Source organism: Haploplasma modicum ATCC 29102, from assembly GCF_000687835.1.
Classification (GTDB): Bacteria; Bacillota_I; Bacilli_A; order Acholeplasmatales; family Acholeplasmataceae; genus Haploplasma; species Haploplasma modicum.
In genome coordinates this window covers 79,403-98,986 of sequence record NZ_JHYB01000005.1, presented here as the reverse complement: position 1 = coordinate 98,986, position 19,584 = coordinate 79,403, and the positions used below count along the sequence as shown (strand labels likewise).

At 28.6% G+C, this 19,584-nt stretch carries 18 protein-coding genes; 1 reads left to right on the top strand and 17 read right to left on the bottom strand.

The genetic code is table 11. From position 1 onward, the window contains the following. From T352_RS0104875 to T352_RS0104815, 13 genes are all read right to left on the bottom strand, one after another. Entirely contained in the window at positions 1–609 is a 609-nt protein-coding gene (locus T352_RS0104875; protein WP_026391995.1) for a DUF624 domain-containing protein, read from the bottom strand. 19 nt (positions 610–628) lie between these two features. After that, positions 629–2,164, bottom strand: coding sequence for a type 2 periplasmic-binding domain-containing protein (locus T352_RS0104870; protein ID WP_026391994.1), 1,536 nt, complete (start codon positions 2,162–2,164; stop codon positions 629–631). 172 nt (positions 2,165–2,336) lie between these two features. Continuing rightward, complete coding sequence (locus tag T352_RS0104865; RefSeq protein ID WP_026391993.1) at positions 2,337–2,894, bottom strand: hypothetical protein; 558 nt, start codon at positions 2,892–2,894, stop codon at positions 2,337–2,339. An 18-nt stretch (positions 2,895–2,912) separates the two neighbouring features. Beyond that, positions 2,913–3,779 (bottom strand): class II fructose-1,6-bisphosphate aldolase, encoded by an 867-nt coding sequence (gene fba, locus T352_RS0104860; RefSeq protein WP_026391992.1) that lies wholly within the window; start codon positions 3,777–3,779, stop codon positions 2,913–2,915. Positions 3,780–3,852: 73 nt separating this feature from the next. Next, positions 3,853–5,421 carry a CTP synthase gene (locus T352_RS0104855; RefSeq protein WP_026391991.1) on the bottom strand — a complete coding sequence of 523 codons (1,569 nt, stop codon included), beginning with the start codon at positions 5,419–5,421 and terminating at the stop codon, positions 3,853–3,855. A gap of 46 nt (positions 5,422–5,467) precedes the next feature. Beyond that, positions 5,468–6,010 carry a DNA-directed RNA polymerase subunit delta gene (gene rpoE / locus T352_RS06955; protein ID WP_026391990.1) on the bottom strand — a complete coding sequence of 181 codons (543 nt, stop codon included), beginning with the start codon at positions 6,008–6,010 and terminating at the stop codon, positions 5,468–5,470. A gap of 62 nt (positions 6,011–6,072) precedes the next feature. Continuing rightward, the gene (locus tag T352_RS0104845; RefSeq protein WP_156951204.1) at positions 6,073–6,333 is read right to left on the bottom strand and encodes a hypothetical protein; all 261 of its coding nucleotides are present in this window, start codon (positions 6,331–6,333) and stop codon (positions 6,073–6,075) included. An 8-nt stretch (positions 6,334–6,341) separates the two neighbouring features. Further along, entirely contained in the window at positions 6,342–6,938 is a 597-nt protein-coding gene (recR, locus tag T352_RS0104840) for a recombination mediator RecR (RefSeq protein WP_051615843.1), read from the bottom strand. Beyond that, positions 6,938–7,228, bottom strand: a complete 291-nt coding sequence (locus T352_RS0104835) for a YbaB/EbfC family nucleoid-associated protein (RefSeq protein ID WP_026391987.1) — start codon at positions 7,226–7,228, stop codon at positions 6,938–6,940. The genes recR and T352_RS0104835 overlap by 1 nt, the downstream gene beginning before the upstream one ends. A 6-nt stretch (positions 7,229–7,234) precedes the next feature. Continuing rightward, a complete protein-coding gene (gene dnaX / locus T352_RS0104830; RefSeq protein WP_026391986.1) occupies positions 7,235–8,887 on the bottom strand; it encodes a DNA polymerase III subunit gamma/tau in 1,653 nt (550 codons plus the stop codon). 48 nt (positions 8,888–8,935) lie between these two features. Next, positions 8,936–10,279, bottom strand: coding sequence for a tRNA uridine-5-carboxymethylaminomethyl(34) synthesis GTPase MnmE (mnmE, locus tag T352_RS0104825; RefSeq protein WP_026391985.1), 1,344 nt, complete (start codon positions 10,277–10,279; stop codon positions 8,936–8,938). Between the two features lie 9 nt (positions 10,280–10,288). Further along, positions 10,289–11,230 carry a DHH family phosphoesterase gene (locus tag T352_RS0104820; protein ID WP_026391984.1) on the bottom strand — a complete coding sequence of 314 codons (942 nt, stop codon included), beginning with the start codon at positions 11,228–11,230 and terminating at the stop codon, positions 10,289–10,291. Then, on the bottom strand, positions 11,214–12,167 hold the full coding sequence (locus T352_RS0104815; RefSeq protein ID WP_026391983.1) for a DHH family phosphoesterase: 954 nt from the start codon (positions 12,165–12,167) through the stop codon (positions 11,214–11,216). Before T352_RS0104815 ends, T352_RS0104820 begins: the two co-directional genes overlap by 17 nt. Before the next feature lie 159 nt (positions 12,168–12,326). On the opposite strand from T352_RS0104815, the gene T352_RS0104810 reads away from it, so the two are divergent. Continuing rightward, positions 12,327–14,441 carry an InlB B-repeat-containing protein gene (locus tag T352_RS0104810; protein WP_026391982.1) on the top strand — a complete coding sequence of 705 codons (2,115 nt, stop codon included), beginning with the start codon at positions 12,327–12,329 and terminating at the stop codon, positions 14,439–14,441. A 55-nt stretch (positions 14,442–14,496) separates the two neighbouring features. Here T352_RS0104810 and T352_RS0104805 read toward each other — a convergent pair whose 3' ends face one another. The 4 genes from T352_RS0104805 to T352_RS0104790 all read right to left on the bottom strand — a co-directional run bounded on the left by T352_RS0104805 (position 14,497) and on the right by T352_RS0104790 (position 19,564). Continuing rightward, positions 14,497–15,924 (bottom strand): hypothetical protein, encoded by a 1,428-nt coding sequence (locus tag T352_RS0104805; RefSeq protein WP_026391981.1) that lies wholly within the window; start codon positions 15,922–15,924, stop codon positions 14,497–14,499. Positions 15,925–16,044: 120 nt separating this feature from the next. Beyond that, positions 16,045–16,287 (bottom strand): hypothetical protein, encoded by a 243-nt coding sequence (locus T352_RS0104800; protein WP_026391980.1) that lies wholly within the window; start codon positions 16,285–16,287, stop codon positions 16,045–16,047. Between the two features lie 139 nt (positions 16,288–16,426). Then, entirely contained in the window at positions 16,427–16,579 is a 153-nt protein-coding gene (locus T352_RS07140) for a hypothetical protein (protein ID WP_156951203.1), read from the bottom strand. 186 nt (positions 16,580–16,765) lie between these two features. Beyond that, positions 16,766–19,564, bottom strand: a complete 2,799-nt coding sequence (locus T352_RS0104790) for an immunoglobulin-like domain-containing protein (protein ID WP_026391979.1) — start codon at positions 19,562–19,564, stop codon at positions 16,766–16,768. Positions 19,565–19,584: the final 20 nt, after the last annotated feature.

Below are 19,584 nucleotides of genomic sequence, written 5' to 3'. Positions count from 1 at the left end.
TTATACCTCTCTTTTTACAATATACTTGCTACATAATGGTAAATATAATTTATCTATTAAGTAAAATAAGATACTAAACATACAAAGTATTAGAAAATAACTAATACCAACAATTAAGTATCCAAATACTAATAATAAAATTAATACAATTATTGTATGAATAATATGTCTATGTATTAAATAAAAACTCATTTTTAATAAGTCTTTCTTACTACTAAAATCAAAATATGCGATTAGAAAACTACTTACAATCATTGTTAAAACTAATTCTATAATAATTATTAACCATGTATAATAAACAATGTTTTTTATAAATGGTGAATAATTGAAGAAGTTTATGTTTGAAAGATTTATTAAACAAACAACAATTATTATAACCATTATAAAGCTAAGTGATCCCATCTTTTTAGTCTGATTAATTAATGTTCTAAAATATGTTTGAAAGACTGAATATGGATCATGTTTTTTTTCTCCAATTGCTTTTATAAAGAGAAAAAGAGTACTTGTAGCTGGAATAATTAGTATTCCAACACTCAGTACCATTGTAATAATGTACAAAATATTTAATAGTACTAATTGTCCAATGTTTACAAGTACTCTTTGATTCATTTTAAACTACCTTCTTTAATTAATTTTTCTTATACCATTCATTAACTTCTGTTGTTGACTCTTTTAATTTTGCATCTTTAATTAAGTTTGCAATTAATTGTTCCTGAGTAATCTTATCTCCTTGACCAGAGATGTTTGCTATTAAGAAGTTATCTGACATTTGTTTCATCTTTGCAACATTTGCCCCATAAATACTAAATCCAGGTGCTAATCCAAGCTTATCTAAAACCCCAAACTCTTGTTTGTATGATTCTAAGTTCATTTGTTCCCAAACAAATTGTTGACGAGGATTTTTTCTAGCACGTGCTTTCCAGTATTCTGAGTAATCATCTGCATTTGTTCCTGTTAAATAATAGTCAGCTTTTGCAAATACGTCGAATGGAACTTCATCTGAACCTTCTTTAGATAATATTGGTAAGTATTCACCATTTACATATTCATGGTGTATGCCTTCTACTCCAATTGTAAGTTGTTTAAAGATTTCTGGTTCTAATTTTTTATCCATCCATTTAATTACTGCTTCTGCATATTTTGACATGTATTGTGGAATTGCAAAGAAGTATGAGATTGAATAATCCATTTTTGCTTCACCTTTACCTTTAACACCATAGTTTTCATCACCTTTTAGTGATGGGATAAAGTGTAAGTAATCACCAGCATTTGCAATAATTTCTTCTTGTGTTTTACCTGTTGAACTTGCAATACCATTGATAATACCATTACCACTCCACCATGCATCAAGTGTAACAGCAACTGTACCATTTTGTAAACCTGGACGACTTGAACTACCATAATTTGGTGTTGTTAAGTAACCTTCTTGCATAACTCCTGCTTTTACTAATTCATTCATATAGTTTGCATAATCATTATATTCTTTTGTTTCTGCCCAATATTTAACTGAACCGTCTGGTTGTTCTACCCAATCTTTAACAATACCAAAAGCTCCTCTAATTGGATCAATTGCATGTGAACTTGCACTGAATGGAACAAAATTTGCGCCTTCTTTTTCTTTTAATGCGATTAAAACATCTTTAAATTCTGTTAAAGTTTCTGGTAACTCTAAACCATGTTTTGTAAAGATATCTTTTCTTAAGAATAATGCCATGTTAATATTGTCAGTTGGATTCTTTTGTGGAACAGCATATATACCATCATTAAATGATGAAGTATTCCAAATATTTTGATCTACTGATTTTAAGATGTTTTGACCATATTTTTCTAATAATGGTTTAATGTCTAATAAAGCATTAACAGATCTTAGTTGATTAAATTGATTTGATGATAATTTAAGTAGGTGATACTGTGATCTACCTGCAATATCTAAATACAATTTAGTGTCTGCTGTTGCTGGATCTTGTGGTAAGAAGTCATATTTTGCTCTTACTCCAGTTAATTCTTCAATTAAATCTCCGACATAATCTTCAGATGGATTAAAAGTATCAAAATTTCCATAAATTTTAATTTCTTTTAGATCTTCACTAACGTTTTTGTCGCCACATGCTACTAATAATACAGATGTAACAAGTACTACTATTAAGCCTAAAATTTTTTTCATATTTTCTTCTCCTTTTTTTTGTCCCATGTGTAAGGGGTTTCACATAAAGATGATAACATTATTATGTTGTATAGTCAAGTGATTTTTTTAATTTGTATAGTCAAGTTGTATTTTTTATACAAAGGGAGATAAAAAACTGGCTGTTAAAAAATTAACAACCAGTCTATTAATATTATAAAATATTTAATTCATCTGCAATTTCTAAAAAAATTGTATTAACTGAATTGAATGAAGTTTTTAATTCTTCATAGATATTACTCATTATATTATCTAGTTTCAAGAAAACTTCTTCAGGTGCATGTTCTTTCTTTATTAAATAATCATACACTTCTTGATCAAATTTCATAAGTTCACTAAAGTTTGTGTTTTTATTACTACTCTCAAGCATAATCACTTCATTTTGAAACTCTTTAACATTTAAGTATAAGTTAACATCTTTAGAATTGCTCATCATCTCATCATAGTTTTTATTATATACATTATTTAAAAGTTCTTTAATTTCTTCGAATTGCTCAAAAAGATAATAAAATCCTGTTTGAAAGATTACATCATCTTCCTCTGAATATGAACTATCATCAATTAATTTGTCATAATAGTATTCTATAACATCATAAACATGTTTAAGTCTATAGAAAATATCATTATCATAACTATTAATTTTTTTTAGAAGTTCATCATTCTCAATCTTCCAATTAACATACTCGTTGTAATTAGATTCATCAAATTTCATAAAGAACCTCCTAAAATATTAAGCTTTGTTTGCTGAACCAAATAATGCAATTTTGTCTCTTACTACTTGTTTCATAGCTTCTGAACCTGGGTTTAATAATTTTCTTGGATCAAAACCTTTTGATTCTAAATCTTTTCCAGCTTCAATATATTTTCTTGTTGCATCTGCAAATGCTAATTGTAATTCTGTATTTACGTTAATTTTTGATACTCCTAATGAGATTGCTTTTTGGATCATATCTCCTGGGATACCTGTACCACCGTGTAATACTAATGGAACATTGTTTGTTACTTTTTGGATTTCAGCTAAAACTTCAAAGTTTAAACCTTTCCAGTTTGCTGGATATTTACCATGAATGTTACCAATACCTGCTGCAAACATATCTACACCTGTTGCTGCAATTACTCTACATTCTTCTGGATCTGCTAATTCACCAGTACCGATAACACCATCTTCTTCGCCACCAATTGAACCTACTTCAGCTTCAACTGATACACCTTTTGCATGACATGCTGCAATAACTTCTTTTGTTTTTGCTAAGTTTTCTTCAAATGCATAGTGTGAACCATCAAACATAATTGAAGTAAATCCTGCTTCTAATGCTTGGAATGATCCTTCATATGAACCATGGTCTAAGTGAATAGCTACTGGTACAGTAACTTTTAAGAAGTCATGTAAGTTTTGTACTAAACCTACTACTGTTTTATAACCACCCATATATTTAGCTGCACCTTCTGATACACCTAAGATAACTGGTGATTTTAACTCTTCAACTGTTTGTAAAACTGCTTTTGTCCATTCTAAGTTGTTAATATTTATTTGTGCTACTGCGTAGCCTTCATTTCTTGCTTTTAGTAACATTTCTTTTGCTGATACTATTGCCATATTAAATTCCTCCTTTGTTTTTCACATTATATATTATAACGCAATTAGCGTTTTTTATCAATAAATACTTTTACTAAATCATACTTTCAATAAAACTTATAAAAAGTGGGTGTGGTTTTAGTGGACGAGAAATATATTCAGGATGATACTGTACACTTAAAAACCATTTATGATTTACTAATTCAACTGCTGCTAATGTATTATTTTCAATATTTGCAGTAAGTTTTATATTACTATCTTTCTTAAAAAGTTCTAAATACTCATTATTAAAGCAATAACTATTTCTAAATCTTTCTTTAATCTTATTTTTCCCATAAATTTTAGCTATTAAACTATTATCTTCTAATGTTATTTCTTTGTTTCCGATAATTGTATCAAAATTTTTGTTTTTAATAATAATTGGATTTTTTGTATTTTCATCAATTTCAGTTGAGTTAGCATCTTTTAATCCTAAAACATTTTTTGCATATTCAACCATTGTCAATTGCATACCATAACAAATTCCAAACATTGGAATATTATTAACTCTTGCATAGTTTATCGCAATAATCTTACCATCGGTTGCTCTTTTACCAAAGCCACCTGGAACAACTATACCATCTAAGTTTCCAAGTTCAGCTAATACATTATCATTTGTTAATAGTCCTGCATCAATCCACTTTAAACTAATTTTTTTCTTGTGGAAATAACCAGCATGCTTTAATGATTCAACTAATGATAGATAAGCATCATGATGTGATACATACTTACCAACAATACCAATATTAACTGTGCCGTCTAGATGTTTAATATCATCAATTAGTTTTTTCCATTCCGATAAATCTGCTTCCTTTAATCCAGTTATTTCAAAATGACTAAGAATTCTATCATCAATTTTTTGCTCATTAAGCGCTAAAATTGGTTCATAAATTACTTCAACGTCAACTGCTTCAAAAACATCTAAGACTGCAATATCACTGAAGGATGCTATTTTATCTTTTGCACTTTGTTCAATTTTTTCCTCACTTCTTAAAATAAGTAAGTCTGGTGTAATCCCTAAACTCTTTAATTCACTTACTGAGTGTTGGGTTGGTTTTGTTTTGATTTCTCTAGCTGCTTTTATGTAAGGAACTAAAGTGTTATGAATGTATAGTGTGTTATTAAAGCCAAAATCTCTTCTTGCTTGTCTGATTGCTTCAAGATATGGAAGGGATTCAATATCACCAACTGTTCCACCAATTTCTGTAATAACAATATCTGCACCAGAAGAGTTTGCTGCATTTATTAATCTACTTTTAATTTCATCTGTTATATGTGGTATAACTTGAATAGTTGCTCCATCATATAACCCTTTTCGTTCTTTATCAATAACTGTTTGATAAATCTTACCTGTTGATACACTTGAATCTTTGGATAACTCAACATCAATAAATCTCTCATAATGTCCCAAGTCTAAATCAGTCTCTGCTCCATCAGCTGTTACATATACTTCACCATGTTGGTATGGGCTCATTGTTCCTGGATCAACGTTAATATATGGATCAAACTTTTGCATGAAAACTTTAAGTCCGCGACTTTTTAAGATTTGTCCAATCGATGCTGCATTAATGCCTTTACCTAAACTTGATACTACTCCACCTGTGATAAAAATAAATTTAGCCATTTCCTTTTCCCTCTTCTATAATAAAAATCCCTATTAGGGATTTTTTTTATTCGTACATATCTTCGTAATCATCCATGATTTCGTTGTAATCATCTTCATCATAATTATCGGCGTCAAAATCAACTTCTTCATCTTCTTCGTAAGTTTGAAGTGGAAGTTCTACCTCTAAGTATTCTTTTTCTTCTTTTAATTCTTTTCTAGTTTGTTCATCGATTTCATCAACTTCATCTTCAATTAGATCATCTAACTCTTCTTCTAATTCATCATCTAGATCAGCTAAATCGAAGTCATCGATAAATTCTTCTTCTTCCTCATCTTCCAATGTTTCAATAAATTGTGAACCGTCTGTATCCCAGATTTCAAGGTTACCTTCTTTTAAGTCCCATCTGTCATTACCACAGTATACAAATTTACCACTTTGTGTAATATTCATATATAATTGTGTTAATTTTTCTACATCATCTAATGATATTTCTTTGATTTCTGCAATTGTTTCAAACAATTCATGAATTTTCATTGGTTTATTACTTTGTTTTATTAATTCATAAGCAATATCAACCATTGCTAAAGTTTTTAAATCTTTACTCATAAACGCCTCCTAAGACTTTATATATTGTATATTATTTAAGTATTTTTTGCAAGTATAAAATTTTAGCCTCTTGTTACAATTAAAATAATTGCTCCAATTACAACTAAAACTAGAAAAAATTTAAATAGCGATTTTATGAAGGTAATTAAACCAATTACGATTATAATTGCTAGAAAAATTGCTCCACCCCATTTAACTAACTCTGGAAGTGATTTGATTAGACTACCTAATTTATCAAATAACTCATCAAATTTTAATCCTTTTAAAAGATTATCTAACCATAGCCAAAATTTCATAAATATATTTGTGTATAATAACATCATTTTCTCACCTAAAATTTCCTTCTGTTTTCAACAGCTTTAATTAAAGTTAAAATATCAGCATATTTTAAATCACTACCAACCGGAATACCATAAGCAAGTCTAGTTATATTTAAATCATTTTTACTAAATAATGATTTTAAATACTCTGCAGTTAACTCACCTTCAACAGTTGCATTTGTAGCAATAATCATTTCTTTGAAATTATTATTTTCAATTCTCTTAATTAAACTATCAATATTTAAATCTTTATCTGTAATACCACGTGAAAAATCTATTAAACCACCTAAGACGTGGTATTGTCCTTTATATGTATCCATCTTTTCCATTTGAAAGACATCTTTACTATCACTTAAAATCATGATTGTTGAATTATCTCTCGCCTTATCATTAATAAGTGGGGATACTTCTTCATCTGTTAAAACAAATGAAACTGGACATGGTTTAATATTTTCTTTAGCAGCTATTATACTATTTGCAAAATCTTTAGCATCATTAATATCTAAATCACTAACAATATATAATGCTAACCTCTCAGCAGTTTTTTCACCTATACCTGGGAGTTTTTCCAGGTATTCAATTAAATTCTTTAATGGTTCTGGATACATTAAAAGCCAAATCCACCCATACCACCAGCAAATTGGCCCATTGTTTCATTATGTTCATCTTCAATTTGTTTTAATGCATCATTAACAGCAATTAAAATTGAATCTTGTAACATTTCAACTTCGTCTAACATTTCTGGATTAATCTTGACATCAATTAATTGTTTTGTTCCTTGCATAATAACAGTTACACCGCTTGCTTTACCGAAGTATTCTTTACTTTCAAGTCTTGCTTGTGCTTCCATCATTTCATCTTGCATCTTTTTTAATTTTTTTAACATTCCTGGATTCATTTATATCTACTCCTTAATTTCTACAATTTCTTCGCCAAAATATTCTTTAGCTAATCTAACTGATTCTTTTTCTACATTTTTTATTATATCATCTTTTTCTTTTTCGTAAATTCTAAAATCATAATTTTCGATAATTGGTCTTTTTTGGCCACTAGTAAATAAGTCAACATATTGTTTTCTAAAGCCTAACCAATCATTTTCTAAAACAACTGAATAAACTTTAAATCTAATCGCATCATAATTTAAAACATCAAGAACTTTTTTCCTAACTTCTGGTTGCATTAATTCTGTTGCTACCATTAAATCTGTTGCTGCTAATATAATATTATTATTGGAAACAGCAACAACATTTGTTTGTTTTAAAAGATGATCAATAATTTCTAAGTTAGGGTTATTTATTTTTCTAGTTTTAATTGAGTGATCAACTTCATTTTTATCATTTGATGCCTCATACAAACAATCAAGCAAATCATCTATATTAACAAGTGGTGTTTTATTTGATTTAACTATTTTTTTTACAGGAGTTTTTACCCCTTGTTCTTTAAGTTCATTAAAATCTTTTCTAAGTTGACTTATACTACTTGATAAATCAATCTTACTGATATCTTCATGTTCAATCATTTGGATAATTGCAATCTCAACATAAACTCTCTTCTGTGTTGAATGGCGCATATTACTTTGTACTTCCATTAAGACATCTAAGAAGTGATAGATTTTATTAATACTTAAATTGTTTTTTAAATAATTAAACTTATCCTCATCGTAATAGTTTACTTTATTTAATAAAATATCTCTTAAAATAAAGATAATATCATTAATTAATCTTTCTTCTTCTTTACCACTATCTAAGAAGCTTTTAACCATTTTTAATGATTTACTAATTTCTTTATCAGCAATTTGTTCTAACAGTTTAATTAAGTCTTCTTTTGAAACAGTACCTACTATTTCATTAACATCTCTTACTTTAATATCATCTGAATAACTAACTGCCTGATCTAACATACTAAGTGCATCTCTAAGTCCACCCTTAGCATTATAGGCAATTAGATCAATTGCTTCTTGTTCAATTTTAATATTTTCTTTTTGAACAATGTAGTTAAGTCTTTTAATCATATTGTTTAAGTCAATATTTTTAAAATCAAATCTTTGGCAACGAGAAATAATAGTTGCCGGTATTTTATGAACTTCTGTTGTTGCTAAGATGAAGACAACATGTGCTGGTGGTTCTTCTAATGTCTTAAGTAGAGCATTAAATGCGCCGGTTGTTAACATATGAACCTCATCTATAATATAGACTTTATATCTACCACTACTTGGAAGATATTTAACCTTATCACGTAAATCTCTAATCTCATCAACACCGTTATTACTTGCACCATCTATTTCAATAATGTCACTTGCACTATTTGAATTAGCATTTATACAAGATTCACATTTATTACAAGGATTACCATCTACTTGATTAGTACAATTAATTGCCTTAGCAAATATTTTAGCAATACTTGTTTTTCCTGTCCCTCGCGGTCCACTAAAGATGTATGCATGCCCTATTTGATTGTTTAAGACCGTATTTTTAAGTGTTCTAACAATTACATCTTGTCCAGATACATCATCGAAACTACTTGGTCTATAAGCTCTATAAAGTGCAACATAACTCATACTTATCAATAATCCTTTCTATTTTTAATTATCATATTTATTATATCACTATTTACCTAAACAAAATTTAGAAAATAACTGATCTAACAATTCTCCTTCATATCTTGAACCGATAATTTCACCTAAAATATTCCATGCTTCTGTTAAATCAACAACAATAATATCTACAGGCATTAAATTATCTATAGAAACTAAAACATCTTCTAATGCTTTTTTAGCTTCTTTTACTTTATTAATATGTCTAACATTAGATAAGTAGTTAAAATCATCATCATTTAAATTATCTAATTTTAATTTTTTTAAGATTTCATCTTCTAAAACATTTATTCCTTCTTTGTTTAGAGTTGAAATACTTAAGGAATCCTTAATTTCAAATTTTGATTCAAGATCACTTTTATTTAAAATAACAATTCTATTTTTATTTTTTGTAAGTTCTAATAATTCTTTATCTTCATTTTCTAGTTCTCTACTTTGATCTAAAACAAGCAAGACAAGTTCTGCTTCACTAATTGCTTTTTTAGAACGAACCACACCAATTTGTTCAACAATATCGCTTGTTTCTCTAATTCCTGCGGTATCAATTAAATTTAAGGTAATACCCCCTAAATTAATAAAAGCATCAATTGTATCTCTCGTTGTTCCAGCAATGTTAGTAACGATTGCTTTGTCCTCATCGATTAAAGTATTAAGTAGACTACTTTTACCCACATTAGGTTTACCAACAATAGCAGTCTTAATACCTTCTCTAATAATTCTTGTTTGATATGATTTTTTAAGTAGATATTCCATATCTTTAATTAACTCTTTAGTCTTAGGCATAACAATTTCATTTGTTATAACTTCAGCCTGATCATATTCTGGATAATCAATATTTACTTCAATATTAGCAATAATATTAATTAACTTATCTCTTAAGTTATTAACTAGTTTACTAGTCTCTCTAGATAAGCCTAAATTAGCAATTTTAAGCGCTTTTTCACTTTTAGCGTGAATTATATCCATAATACTTTCTGCTTGAACTAAATCGATTCTCCCGTTTAAATAAGCTCTTTCACTAAACTCACCAGGTCTTGCTAATCTAGCACCAGCAGCAAGTACTTCTTCTAACACCCGTTCTGTTACTAAAATACCACCATGGGTTGATATTTCAATTGTGTTTTCTCCTGTAAATGATTTAGGAGCAATAAATACGCTAACTAAAACTTCATCAATTACTTCTTTTTCATTAACGATATGTCCGTAAGAAATTGTATGTGATTTAGCTTTCTTTAAGTTTTTACCTTTAAATATTTTATTAACAATATCAATTGCATTAGTTCCACTTACTCTAATTACTGATATTCCACCAGTACCATGTGGGGTTGCGATTGCGCAAATTGTATCTTCAAACATACTATAACCTTATTTGTACTCTTTTAAATATTTTCTAGCACTTGCTAAAAATCCGTCTAATTCATCTAGACTCTTAAGTTTAGCACCTGCAGCCATCTTATGGCCACCACCATTATACATATTTGCTAGTTTATCAATTTCAATTCCTGATGCTCTAAGTCTTAATCTAATTTCATAATCATATTCAATTGCTAAGAACCAGAAGTTATAACCTTCTATTCCCCCAAGTAAGTTAACGTTTGCTGCTGCTTCTTCATCTGTCATATTAAACTTTTCAATATCAGCTTTAGTAATTATTGCATAAACAAATCCTTCATCAAATTTCACACTATTTAATAAGTGACCTTTAAATCTAAATTGATCTAATGTTTCTTTTGATAAATTACCATCTATTTCTTCAATATCAGCACCTAAATCTATTAACATCCCAGCAATTTCATGAGTTAAGTTAGATACACCACGATATCTAAATCTTCCTGTATCAGTTACAATTCCTGTATACATTGCTCTTGCACCAACACTTGATAATTTAAGTTCATCTTTAAATGTACGATAAAAGAAACCAATCATTTGTGCACATGAAGGAAAGTTTGTATCAACCCAAATTAAATCACCATATTGATCAATTGGAATATGATGATCAATCTTTATTACTTCTTTTCCAAGAGTATATCTCAAATCACTAATACGTTCACTTGTTGCTGTATCTACAACAATGCTTAATGATCCTTCATATAAATCATCACTAATAATATCAGGTGTTCCAACAAAGCTTACAAAATCACTAGTTTCACCTACTACATATACTTCCTTATTAGGAAAGCTTGATTTAATAATATCTTTTAAACCAAACTGTGCTCCATAACAATCACCATCTGGTCTTTTATGACCATGAATGATAATTCTATTGTATTCTTTAATTTTATTTAATATTTTATTTAATATTTCCATTTTCCAAAACCCTTTCGTTTAAATCTTTTAACATTAAATCTGCTTCATTAAAATCTTTAAGTGATGCCCCACAAGCAAAGTTATGGCCACCACCACCATATTTTTTAGCAATATCAACTACTATAATATTTCTTGATCTTATTTCCGCTAAAATTTTATTATTTTCTAAATCTTCAGTAAAACTTACCCAAATTGGAACTTCTTTGATTCCAGCCATTAAATTAACCATTCCACGACTAACACCAAAAACATCAAGTTTACTTTCTAAAATCATTTCGTGAGTATTTTTCCTAAATGCGACATTATTACTTGTTAACTCAAAATTAGAAAACATTTGTTTTACTAACTTCTTTTCTAAATCTTCAGTATATAAAAAATCATACATATCTTTAATATCTGGATTAAATGATGTGATAAATGCTGCATTACTAAAAACTCTACTTGCATTAGATGCATCAATATACTGAAATCTTCCGGTATCTGTTACCATTCCACCATAAATGTAAGTTGAAGCCTCACTAGATACTTCAAGTTTTTCTACCCTAGCTAAATTAGCTAACATCTCACATGCTGAGGTGTAGTCACTTTGCTGGAAAAACAAACTATTTTCAATATTTGTATCATTTTTATGATGATCAATGACTAACACTTCACTAGCTAATAAATATCTAGAATCACTAACTAATTCACTAACTGCAACGTCAATTATAATTGATAAAGCATTAGAAAAGGTGCTATCACTAATTTCGTCCATTGTAGTTTTATATACAAGATTATTTGTATCACCAACCTTATAGACCATTTTATCTTTAAAATTATCTTTAATTAAGTGATATAGCCCCATCTGTGAACCTATTGCGTCCATATCTGGTCTTGTATGACGATGGATTATAATCTTATCATATTTTTTTATTAAATCTAACACTTGACTTGTCATATTAAGCCTCCTTTAAATCTATATTATTATACCATATTTTGTGTCTCTTATCTATTTTTATTAACCTGTTAATCTACTTAAATCAACAAGTTAGTTAATATTTACTTCATATTTTAATAAATTATGGTAAAGTATAAATGACTAAAAAGGGAGGGACATATGAAAAAAATATTATTAATTTTAAATATCTTAATTTTTACAGTTATCTTATCTTCATGTCTGAAAATATATACTGTTTCATTTGAGACAAATATTGAAGGTAGTAACCTTGAATCAATTGAGGTATTAAAAAATTCTAAGCTAGATCAAATAGTTTTAGAGTATGAAAACCATACATTAGAAGGTTGGTACTTAAATAGTGATTTTACAGGTACTTCTTGGAACTTTGAAGTAGACCGTGTTAAAAATAATATTACACTTTATGCGAAGTGGAATAAAGATATAGAAGAAATAAAACATCTAGTTACTTTTATTGTTGATGGAAATATTGAAACCAAAGAAATAACAACTAATACCACATTAGACAAACCAATTGATCCTACAAAAGCAGGTTATATTTTTGTTGGATGGTATTTGGATAATATAAGATTTGATTTTAACACTTTAATTACTGCTGATATTGAACTTACTGCAAAATTTGTAAGTGAGAGCGACTCAGTAACAGTTACCTTTGTTTTAAACAATGAACAAGAAGACTTGATTTTAAACTATCCAGTCTCAAGTCTAATTGAAGAACCAAACGGTCTTACAAACGGGAATAAAATATTTAGTGGATGGTTTACAGAAGAAGACTTTACAGGTGATAAATGGGATTTTACTAAAGATATAGTCTTAGAACATACTACTCTTTATGCAAGATGGAGTGATATCTTCACTGATACAACTAAACAATCAGGTTCTAACAGTAGCTTTGATACTCATGAAAGTGTAAATAGTGCAGAGCGACTAAGCCTAGATCCTAATTACTTTAATGTTAGTGCATATAAAGGTGGATCAACTGCACCAGGAATTTATAACAATGAAATAAGAATTTATATTAAAGGGAAAGTTTCATTTTCAATTCATGATTCGTTTATTATTAACAAGGTAACTATTAACTTTGGTAAATACAATAATACGATTGGTGAAACAGAAATTAAACTTGGAACAGAGTCTCATAAATTAACTAACCACAATGACCTAACAAAGACATTTGATAATATTGAAACATCAACATTCTCAATTGAAAACTTATCGAGTGTTACCGCAGAACGCGTATATATTAAGTCAATTGAAATTTCATATTATCAAATAGGACCTGACGTTATTAAGGAAGATGATATTAATAGACCAAAAATAGATATTAAAAATAATCAAGTAATTATTCTAGAAATCGGTGATATTTGGGTTAAACCAACCCTAACAGCAACAGATCAAGAAGATGGTAATGTTTTAGTTGAGTTTGATAGGGATACTATTAATATTAGTAATTACGGAATCTATTATGCCTTCTTCTTTGCCGTAGATAGTGATGGTAATAGATCTGATGCTTATATCACAGTTATTGTTAGAGAAGTAAATCAACTAGAAAACTACTATAAACCTATTGATACAACTAAAGAAAAAGAGCCTTTAAAAAATGATTTACAAACGTTATTAAATAATACCATTAAATTAGTAACTTATGGAACTGGAAATCTTTCAATGGAAATATCTGATAGAGATCCGTATAACTTTAACAATGTAATGCTAATTTATAGTGGAGCATCAATAAGAGGCGGCTGGAATTCAACAAACTGGGCTAAAGAACACGTTTGGGCAAAGAGTGCATTTGGTAGTGATTCTAATGGTAAAGTTTATTCAATTAGTACAATTGGCAACAATGAAAGAAACATTGGTTCTGACTTACATAACTTAAGAGCTATTAACCCTAGTGTAAATAGTACCCATTCTAACTTAATGTTTGCTGATAAGGGTAGTTCTAATATTGAATTTGGTATTGTTAATATAAGTAGTAGACCATTAAATCCTTATACTCCTGGTGACACTAAAACAACTACTACTGCATTTTATCCAGGAGATAATCACCGTGGTGATGTAGCACGAATACTTCTTTATATGAACACCTTATATGGTTTATTATTAAGAGAAGATATAGATATGTTAGTTAACTGGCACAATCTAGATCCTGTCGATAGTTTTGAGATTATAAGAAATGAAGTAATATATAAGTATCAAAACAATAGAAATCCATATATTGATTATCCAGAATTATTAAATAGAGTCTATAATTAAATAAAGATTAAGAGGTAGTAGCAAATATATTTTGCTTACTACCTCTTTTTATTATCTATATTTTCTTTAAAGCTATATTAAATAAAGTAGGAGCTTGGTCCTGACTATAAAGCTCAATGTAATAGTCACCTACATCAAATTCAACTGGACCTCTTTCAAAACCATAGTATGTACTAATCTTTTTTCCATCTTTTGGATACAAATTAAACATAGGCATTCCTTTTGTTATATCAAAATCAAACCAATACAACCCTTTTTCATCAATTGAAAACTTTAAATAATTTCGCTTTAATCCTTCCCCAGATATAATTGGAGTTTTAGTGTATTCATATGTTAATACTTCCATGCTATCATAATCACTATTTAAATATGCATCACTTGTAAATATTTCTACTTCAAATTTGTATTTATCTGTTTCTTTATGGTTGGGGCTATAAAAATATATTTCCATTCCATCTAATAAAGATTGATAATAATCAGTTTCAAACTTGAGTTCTTTTACGACATATCTTGCATTGAAAAAATAAAATAATGATAATGGACTTACTTCTTCATCTTGCGGTTTGCTTATTTTAAATAAAGCATTTTTAGTTGCTTTTACTTTATATCCTACTATATCTCTATATCCCTCAAGCTCAATTTCATGAATTCCTGTTGTAAGTTCTGGTAAATTTGAAGAGTCAAAAACAGTTTTATAATCTAATTTTGATAACTTAAATTCATTTGGTCTAGAATAGTTTCTAGCTTCATAAGAAAGATAGTAAACACCAGTCCTATAAATTAAGAAAGTTAAATCAAAATCCTCACCACGACCAAAACCATAAAAAAGTCTTGACCACCTTGAAACATCATCTTCACCATATATAGTATATTCAATATAACTATTAGATAAATTCAGTAAATCATATTGTCCCCTTTCAAGTCTAAATTTATAAAAGAGTGGACTATCACTTGAATTAAATGGACTACTATAAATTTGATCTAAATTTGAAAACTGCATAATGGGATTTCTGTTACTTGGTGGTTTTATAATGAAAACATCTTCATTAGATGTATCAATTAACTCAAATCCATCCATATTGATTGTTATGATTTTCTTAAATAGAATATCAACATATTTATCTTCAATTAAAATATTAGTTTCTACTACCATTTCATTATCTTTAAATGTATATATTACATTAACAATGGTATTTTCAATGGCCTCTACTCTATAATTAATAAACTCTCTTACTACAGCTTTATAAGTTTCTTCATCCATAATATCATTGATATATGAGCTAACCTTATATGTATTATCAGATATTTCAATTTTCATCTTGCTAGCATCAATTTCATAATCAAAATATAAAGTATTATATTTTTTCATTTCATCTACGTATTCAGTTGATGTAATAAATTTATCTTCATAAGTTAATTTACTATCAAATTTTTGTACTATAAATGTATCCTGTTCTTTTGTTATAATTGTATTTTCAGACAAATTACTTTTATGAAAATAGAATGATTCTGCTTGAAAATTATAGTTTGTAGAAGATTCGATTTTTTCTCTAAAAGTTCCATCTTGATTTATGTTTTTGTATTCATAATATTTTATTTTTAGTTAATTTTCATTCTTTATATCATATTTACTTATCAGATCATTAAATATTAAAAAATTGTTTTCGTTTTCTTCTATCTCATCTTCTTTAACAAGATTTTTTTCTCTTTCTACTTTATCTAAATGCACATATTCTTTTTCTTTGATTGTGATATCATTTTTAGTTTTAATTTTACCACTTGAATCATTTAAGTAAAAGTAATAAAACTCAACCTTGTATATTGCATCTTCTTTAATATCTTCCACAAATATTTCTTCCTTTAAATCAGATACTTTAGATGATTTAAAAACAATAGAACCATCATTTTTTGAACCCTAAAATAAACTTCATAAGAAACATTAAAATTAGATACTTTAAATGATCTTTTTCAGTAAACTCTATTTATTATTGAAAAGATCTTTTTTCTGAACTTACTGATACTTTAACATCATAAAAACTTTCAAAGTTGTTTGTACTAATCAAGTATGTGTTATTCTTTGAACATCCTGTAAATATAAAGGTGGTTAAAAATAGTACTACAACTGCAAACTTTTTCATATAAACCTCCCCTATTCTCATATAAATATGGTAACACTATTTATTTATTTTTTAAATATGGATTATTTTTTTCAAATATTAATACATTAAAAAAAACTTGATTATCACAATGTGACAACCAAGTCTTATTTTAAATTTATTTTGTTGAATCCCTATCCTTGACATTCAACCATTATATATTCTTAATTATGCCGCAGGTGTTACTGGAGCTTTTTCTGTCCATTTAAAGTTATCAAATGTTGCTTGTTGATTGCCGTCTGCACCAGTTGCATATATCTTAATTACAACTTCACCTGTTAGATTTAATAATTCTGATTTAAATGTGTATACTTGTGGTTGATCTCCTGATCCTGCACCAAATTCAGGTATTACAATAGTTGTTGTTTCACCATTGTTTGTAATGTCAACACTATACTTTCTAGAAGTACCACCAGTAAATGCTTTTCTATAATCAAATGAAAAGTCAACTAAACCATTTGCAAATGTTGCTGTAATTGATGAAGGTGATGGATCATTACTTCTTCTAAGTATAATTCCTTGCCCACTTTCTAAGATTCCGTTTGCTGAATCATTAACATTTGAACTCATTGAGTGTACAAAGTTCCAAACCACACCATTTAATCCTGTAAATGTTACGTCATTATAGACGCTTGGATTTGTTGATAATTCTGCAGTTTCAAATGTTTCATGGAATGTAACAACATTTCCTGCTTTTCCAACTAATAACTTAACTTCTCTAACTTCAGTTAATTCACCTAACTTGATTGTTGCGATTAATGTCACATTAACTTGTCCTTCAGTTGGAACTGATAAAATTTTCATTGTTGCTAAATCAACTAATGTATTATTTGTATCATCTGTATTTTTGAATGTATATGTAATTGCTGATTCAAATAATAAACCTTTTGCAGGTAATTTTAAATCACCCACTACTGCATAATCAGTTGTTGGTTCAAATTTAGCTACGTCAAATGCTAATTTAGCTTCATCTGTTAATGCTTCTGCTTTTACAACTTGAGCAATATTATCATACATAATAACTGGACCATTATTCCATGTTAATGGTGCTCCAACAATATTTATGACATCATTTACTTTTAGTGTTGCTAAAGTATTATCTTTAACTGCAAGTCTTGAATCCCATTTGAATTCAATTTCTTGACCATCTTGTCTTAATAATGTCATAACTACGTTGTCATATTGATCAACTTCGTGTTTAACTACTAACATATTATTTAAGTTTACAAGTTTTGATTGGAATTTTAGTAAGTTTTCTTTTGTTAATGCTTCAGTTTGTAGGCTAACTGCTGCTGGTAATGTAGCATTTTCTGTTACTTTAACTTTACCAATTGAAGCTTTACCACCGAATAATTCACCTTGAACTAAACCGTTAAACACTGCTTTTGTTACAATAGCATTAATTGTATCACCAACTTTGAATGTTAATTCTTCTGATGTTGCATTTAAACCACTAATTCTAAATGCTGCTGCACCTGATGCATCTTCAACTGTAAATGAGTTGTATGGTCCAAATGATGTAACAACACCTTCGATTCTAAATGCTTGTCCGTTATTACCTTTTAATAACTTATCAATTTCAACTACTTCTAAAGTACCAACGTTAATTGTATATGTTTTGGTTTGTGTTGCTTCACCTTTTGTTGCTTTTAGAGTAACTTTAACTGGTTCATTTGCTGCTGTTGCATCAACTTTACCTGTTTCTAAGTTAATAATTGCTGGTTTATCAACTGTCCATTCAAATGTTGAACCTTGTTTACCTTCTGCTACAAATGTTTTTAATGTTGTGTCTTCAAAGATATATGTTGGTAATGAAATACCTTTAACATCTAATTCAACTGCTTGCTCGTCTGTTAATTCACCTAACTCAATACCATCTTTTCCACCTACATAGTAGAATGCAAATGCGTTATTGTTTGATCTATATGTGTGAACTACAACGTCTAAGTTTACTTCAAATCCATTAAATGATCTTAGGTATGCAAAATCATTTGTTGGATAATATGCCATTAAACCACTTGCTGGTGTTGAAGGATCTCCTGCATTTTCAGCTGCTTTACCTGGGATTAATGTATCTTTTGTTTTGTCAATTAAAAATGTATTATAGTTTGATGTATCTTTATCAATCATGAATACTTTTGCAGTTATGTTTGCTAATACTGGTTCGAAGTTTCCATCTTTTGCACTACCAAATGCTGCGTGATGTTCTTTTGCTTCAACTAATTCTGCAATATATGCATCAATACTTGTTACAACTTGTTTTTCTGGATATTTAGGTGTTTGACCTGATACTTCTTCGAATGTTGGTTTAATAATTTCCCACATACCAAAGTACCATTCTAATAGTCCGTTTACGTTATAAACTGATCCAACTTTCATTTTTGATGCATCGCCACCATAAACCATTGTTGTACCTGTTCCATCATAGATAAATGAAGCATCTGAACCAACAGCAATAACTGTTACATTTTTAAGTGCTACTGAAACTTTATCTTTTTCATCTTTTGGATCATACTTATCATCTTTAATATTAAGAATATCTTTAATATTATTGATTTCTAACTTTTCAACTGTTTCAGGTTTAACTGTAAGCTTGAATGTATATGGTTTTTCAACCATTTCACCTGTTTTTTCTGACTTTACAGAAACAGTAACAGTTAAGTTAACTACTACTTCACTAGCACCAAATTCCGGTCTAATAACAGTAATAATAACTAATCCTTGTTCATTAGCTTGTCCAACTTGGATGTGGTCAGTATTTCCACTAACCCATGATGCTGTAACATCATTAGCTAATTTAGTTGGAACGTTAAAACTTGCAACTATACTTGATGGGTCATTAATAACCCCTTGTAGATTTTCAATTGCTTCATCTAAGATAGCAACTGCTGGATCTTCTTTTTTCTTACAGCCAACAACTGTAAGAGCTAAAACAAATATCAATAAAGCGGAAAATATTTTTTTCATTTTTCTATCCCTTCTTTTTT

What these genes read in the sequence shown, in the direction of transcription:
- T352_RS0104875 (WP_026391995.1), bottom strand. Translation starts at nt 609, where the DNA reads ATGAATCAAAGAGTACTTGTAAACATTGGACAATTAGTACTATTAAAT.
- T352_RS0104870 (WP_026391994.1), bottom strand. Translation starts at nt 2,164, where the DNA reads ATGAAAAAAATTTTAGGCTTAATAGTAGTACTTGTTACATCTGTATTA.
- T352_RS0104865 (WP_026391993.1), bottom strand. Translation starts at nt 2,894, where the DNA reads ATGAAATTTGATGAATCTAATTACAACGAGTATGTTAATTGGAAGATT.
- fba (WP_026391992.1), bottom strand. Translation starts at nt 3,779, where the DNA reads ATGGCAATAGTATCAGCAAAAGAAATGTTACTAAAAGCAAGAAATGAA.
- T352_RS0104855 (WP_026391991.1), bottom strand. Translation starts at nt 5,421, where the DNA reads ATGGCTAAATTTATTTTTATCACAGGTGGAGTAGTATCAAGTTTAGGT.
- rpoE (WP_026391990.1), bottom strand. Translation starts at nt 6,010, where the DNA reads ATGAGTAAAGATTTAAAAACTTTAGCAATGGTTGATATTGCTTATGAA.
- T352_RS0104845 (WP_156951204.1), bottom strand. Translation starts at nt 6,333, where the DNA reads ATGATGTTATTATACACAAATATATTTATGAAATTTTGGCTATGGTTA.
- recR (WP_051615843.1), bottom strand. Translation starts at nt 6,938, where the DNA reads ATGTATCCAGAACCATTAAAGAATTTAATTGAATACCTGGAAAAACTC.
- T352_RS0104835 (WP_026391987.1), bottom strand. Translation starts at nt 7,228, where the DNA reads ATGAATCCAGGAATGTTAAAAAAATTAAAAAAGATGCAAGATGAAATG.
- dnaX (WP_026391986.1), bottom strand. Translation starts at nt 8,887, where the DNA reads ATGAGTTATGTTGCACTTTATAGAGCTTATAGACCAAGTAGTTTCGAT.
- mnmE (WP_026391985.1), bottom strand. Translation starts at nt 10,279, where the DNA reads ATGTTTGAAGATACAATTTGCGCAATCGCAACCCCACATGGTACTGGT.
- T352_RS0104820 (WP_026391984.1), bottom strand. Translation starts at nt 11,230, where the DNA reads ATGGAAATATTAAATAAAATATTAAATAAAATTAAAGAATACAATAGA.
- T352_RS0104815 (WP_026391983.1), bottom strand. Translation starts at nt 12,167, where the DNA reads ATGACAAGTCAAGTGTTAGATTTAATAAAAAAATATGATAAGATTATA.
- T352_RS0104810 (WP_026391982.1), top strand. Translation starts at nt 12,327, where the DNA reads ATGAAAAAAATATTATTAATTTTAAATATCTTAATTTTTACAGTTATC.
- T352_RS07140 (WP_156951203.1), bottom strand. Translation starts at nt 16,579, where the DNA reads ATGAAAAAGTTTGCAGTTGTAGTACTATTTTTAACCACCTTTATATTT.
- T352_RS0104790 (WP_026391979.1), bottom strand. Translation starts at nt 19,564, where the DNA reads ATGAAAAAAATATTTTCCGCTTTATTGATATTTGTTTTAGCTCTTACA.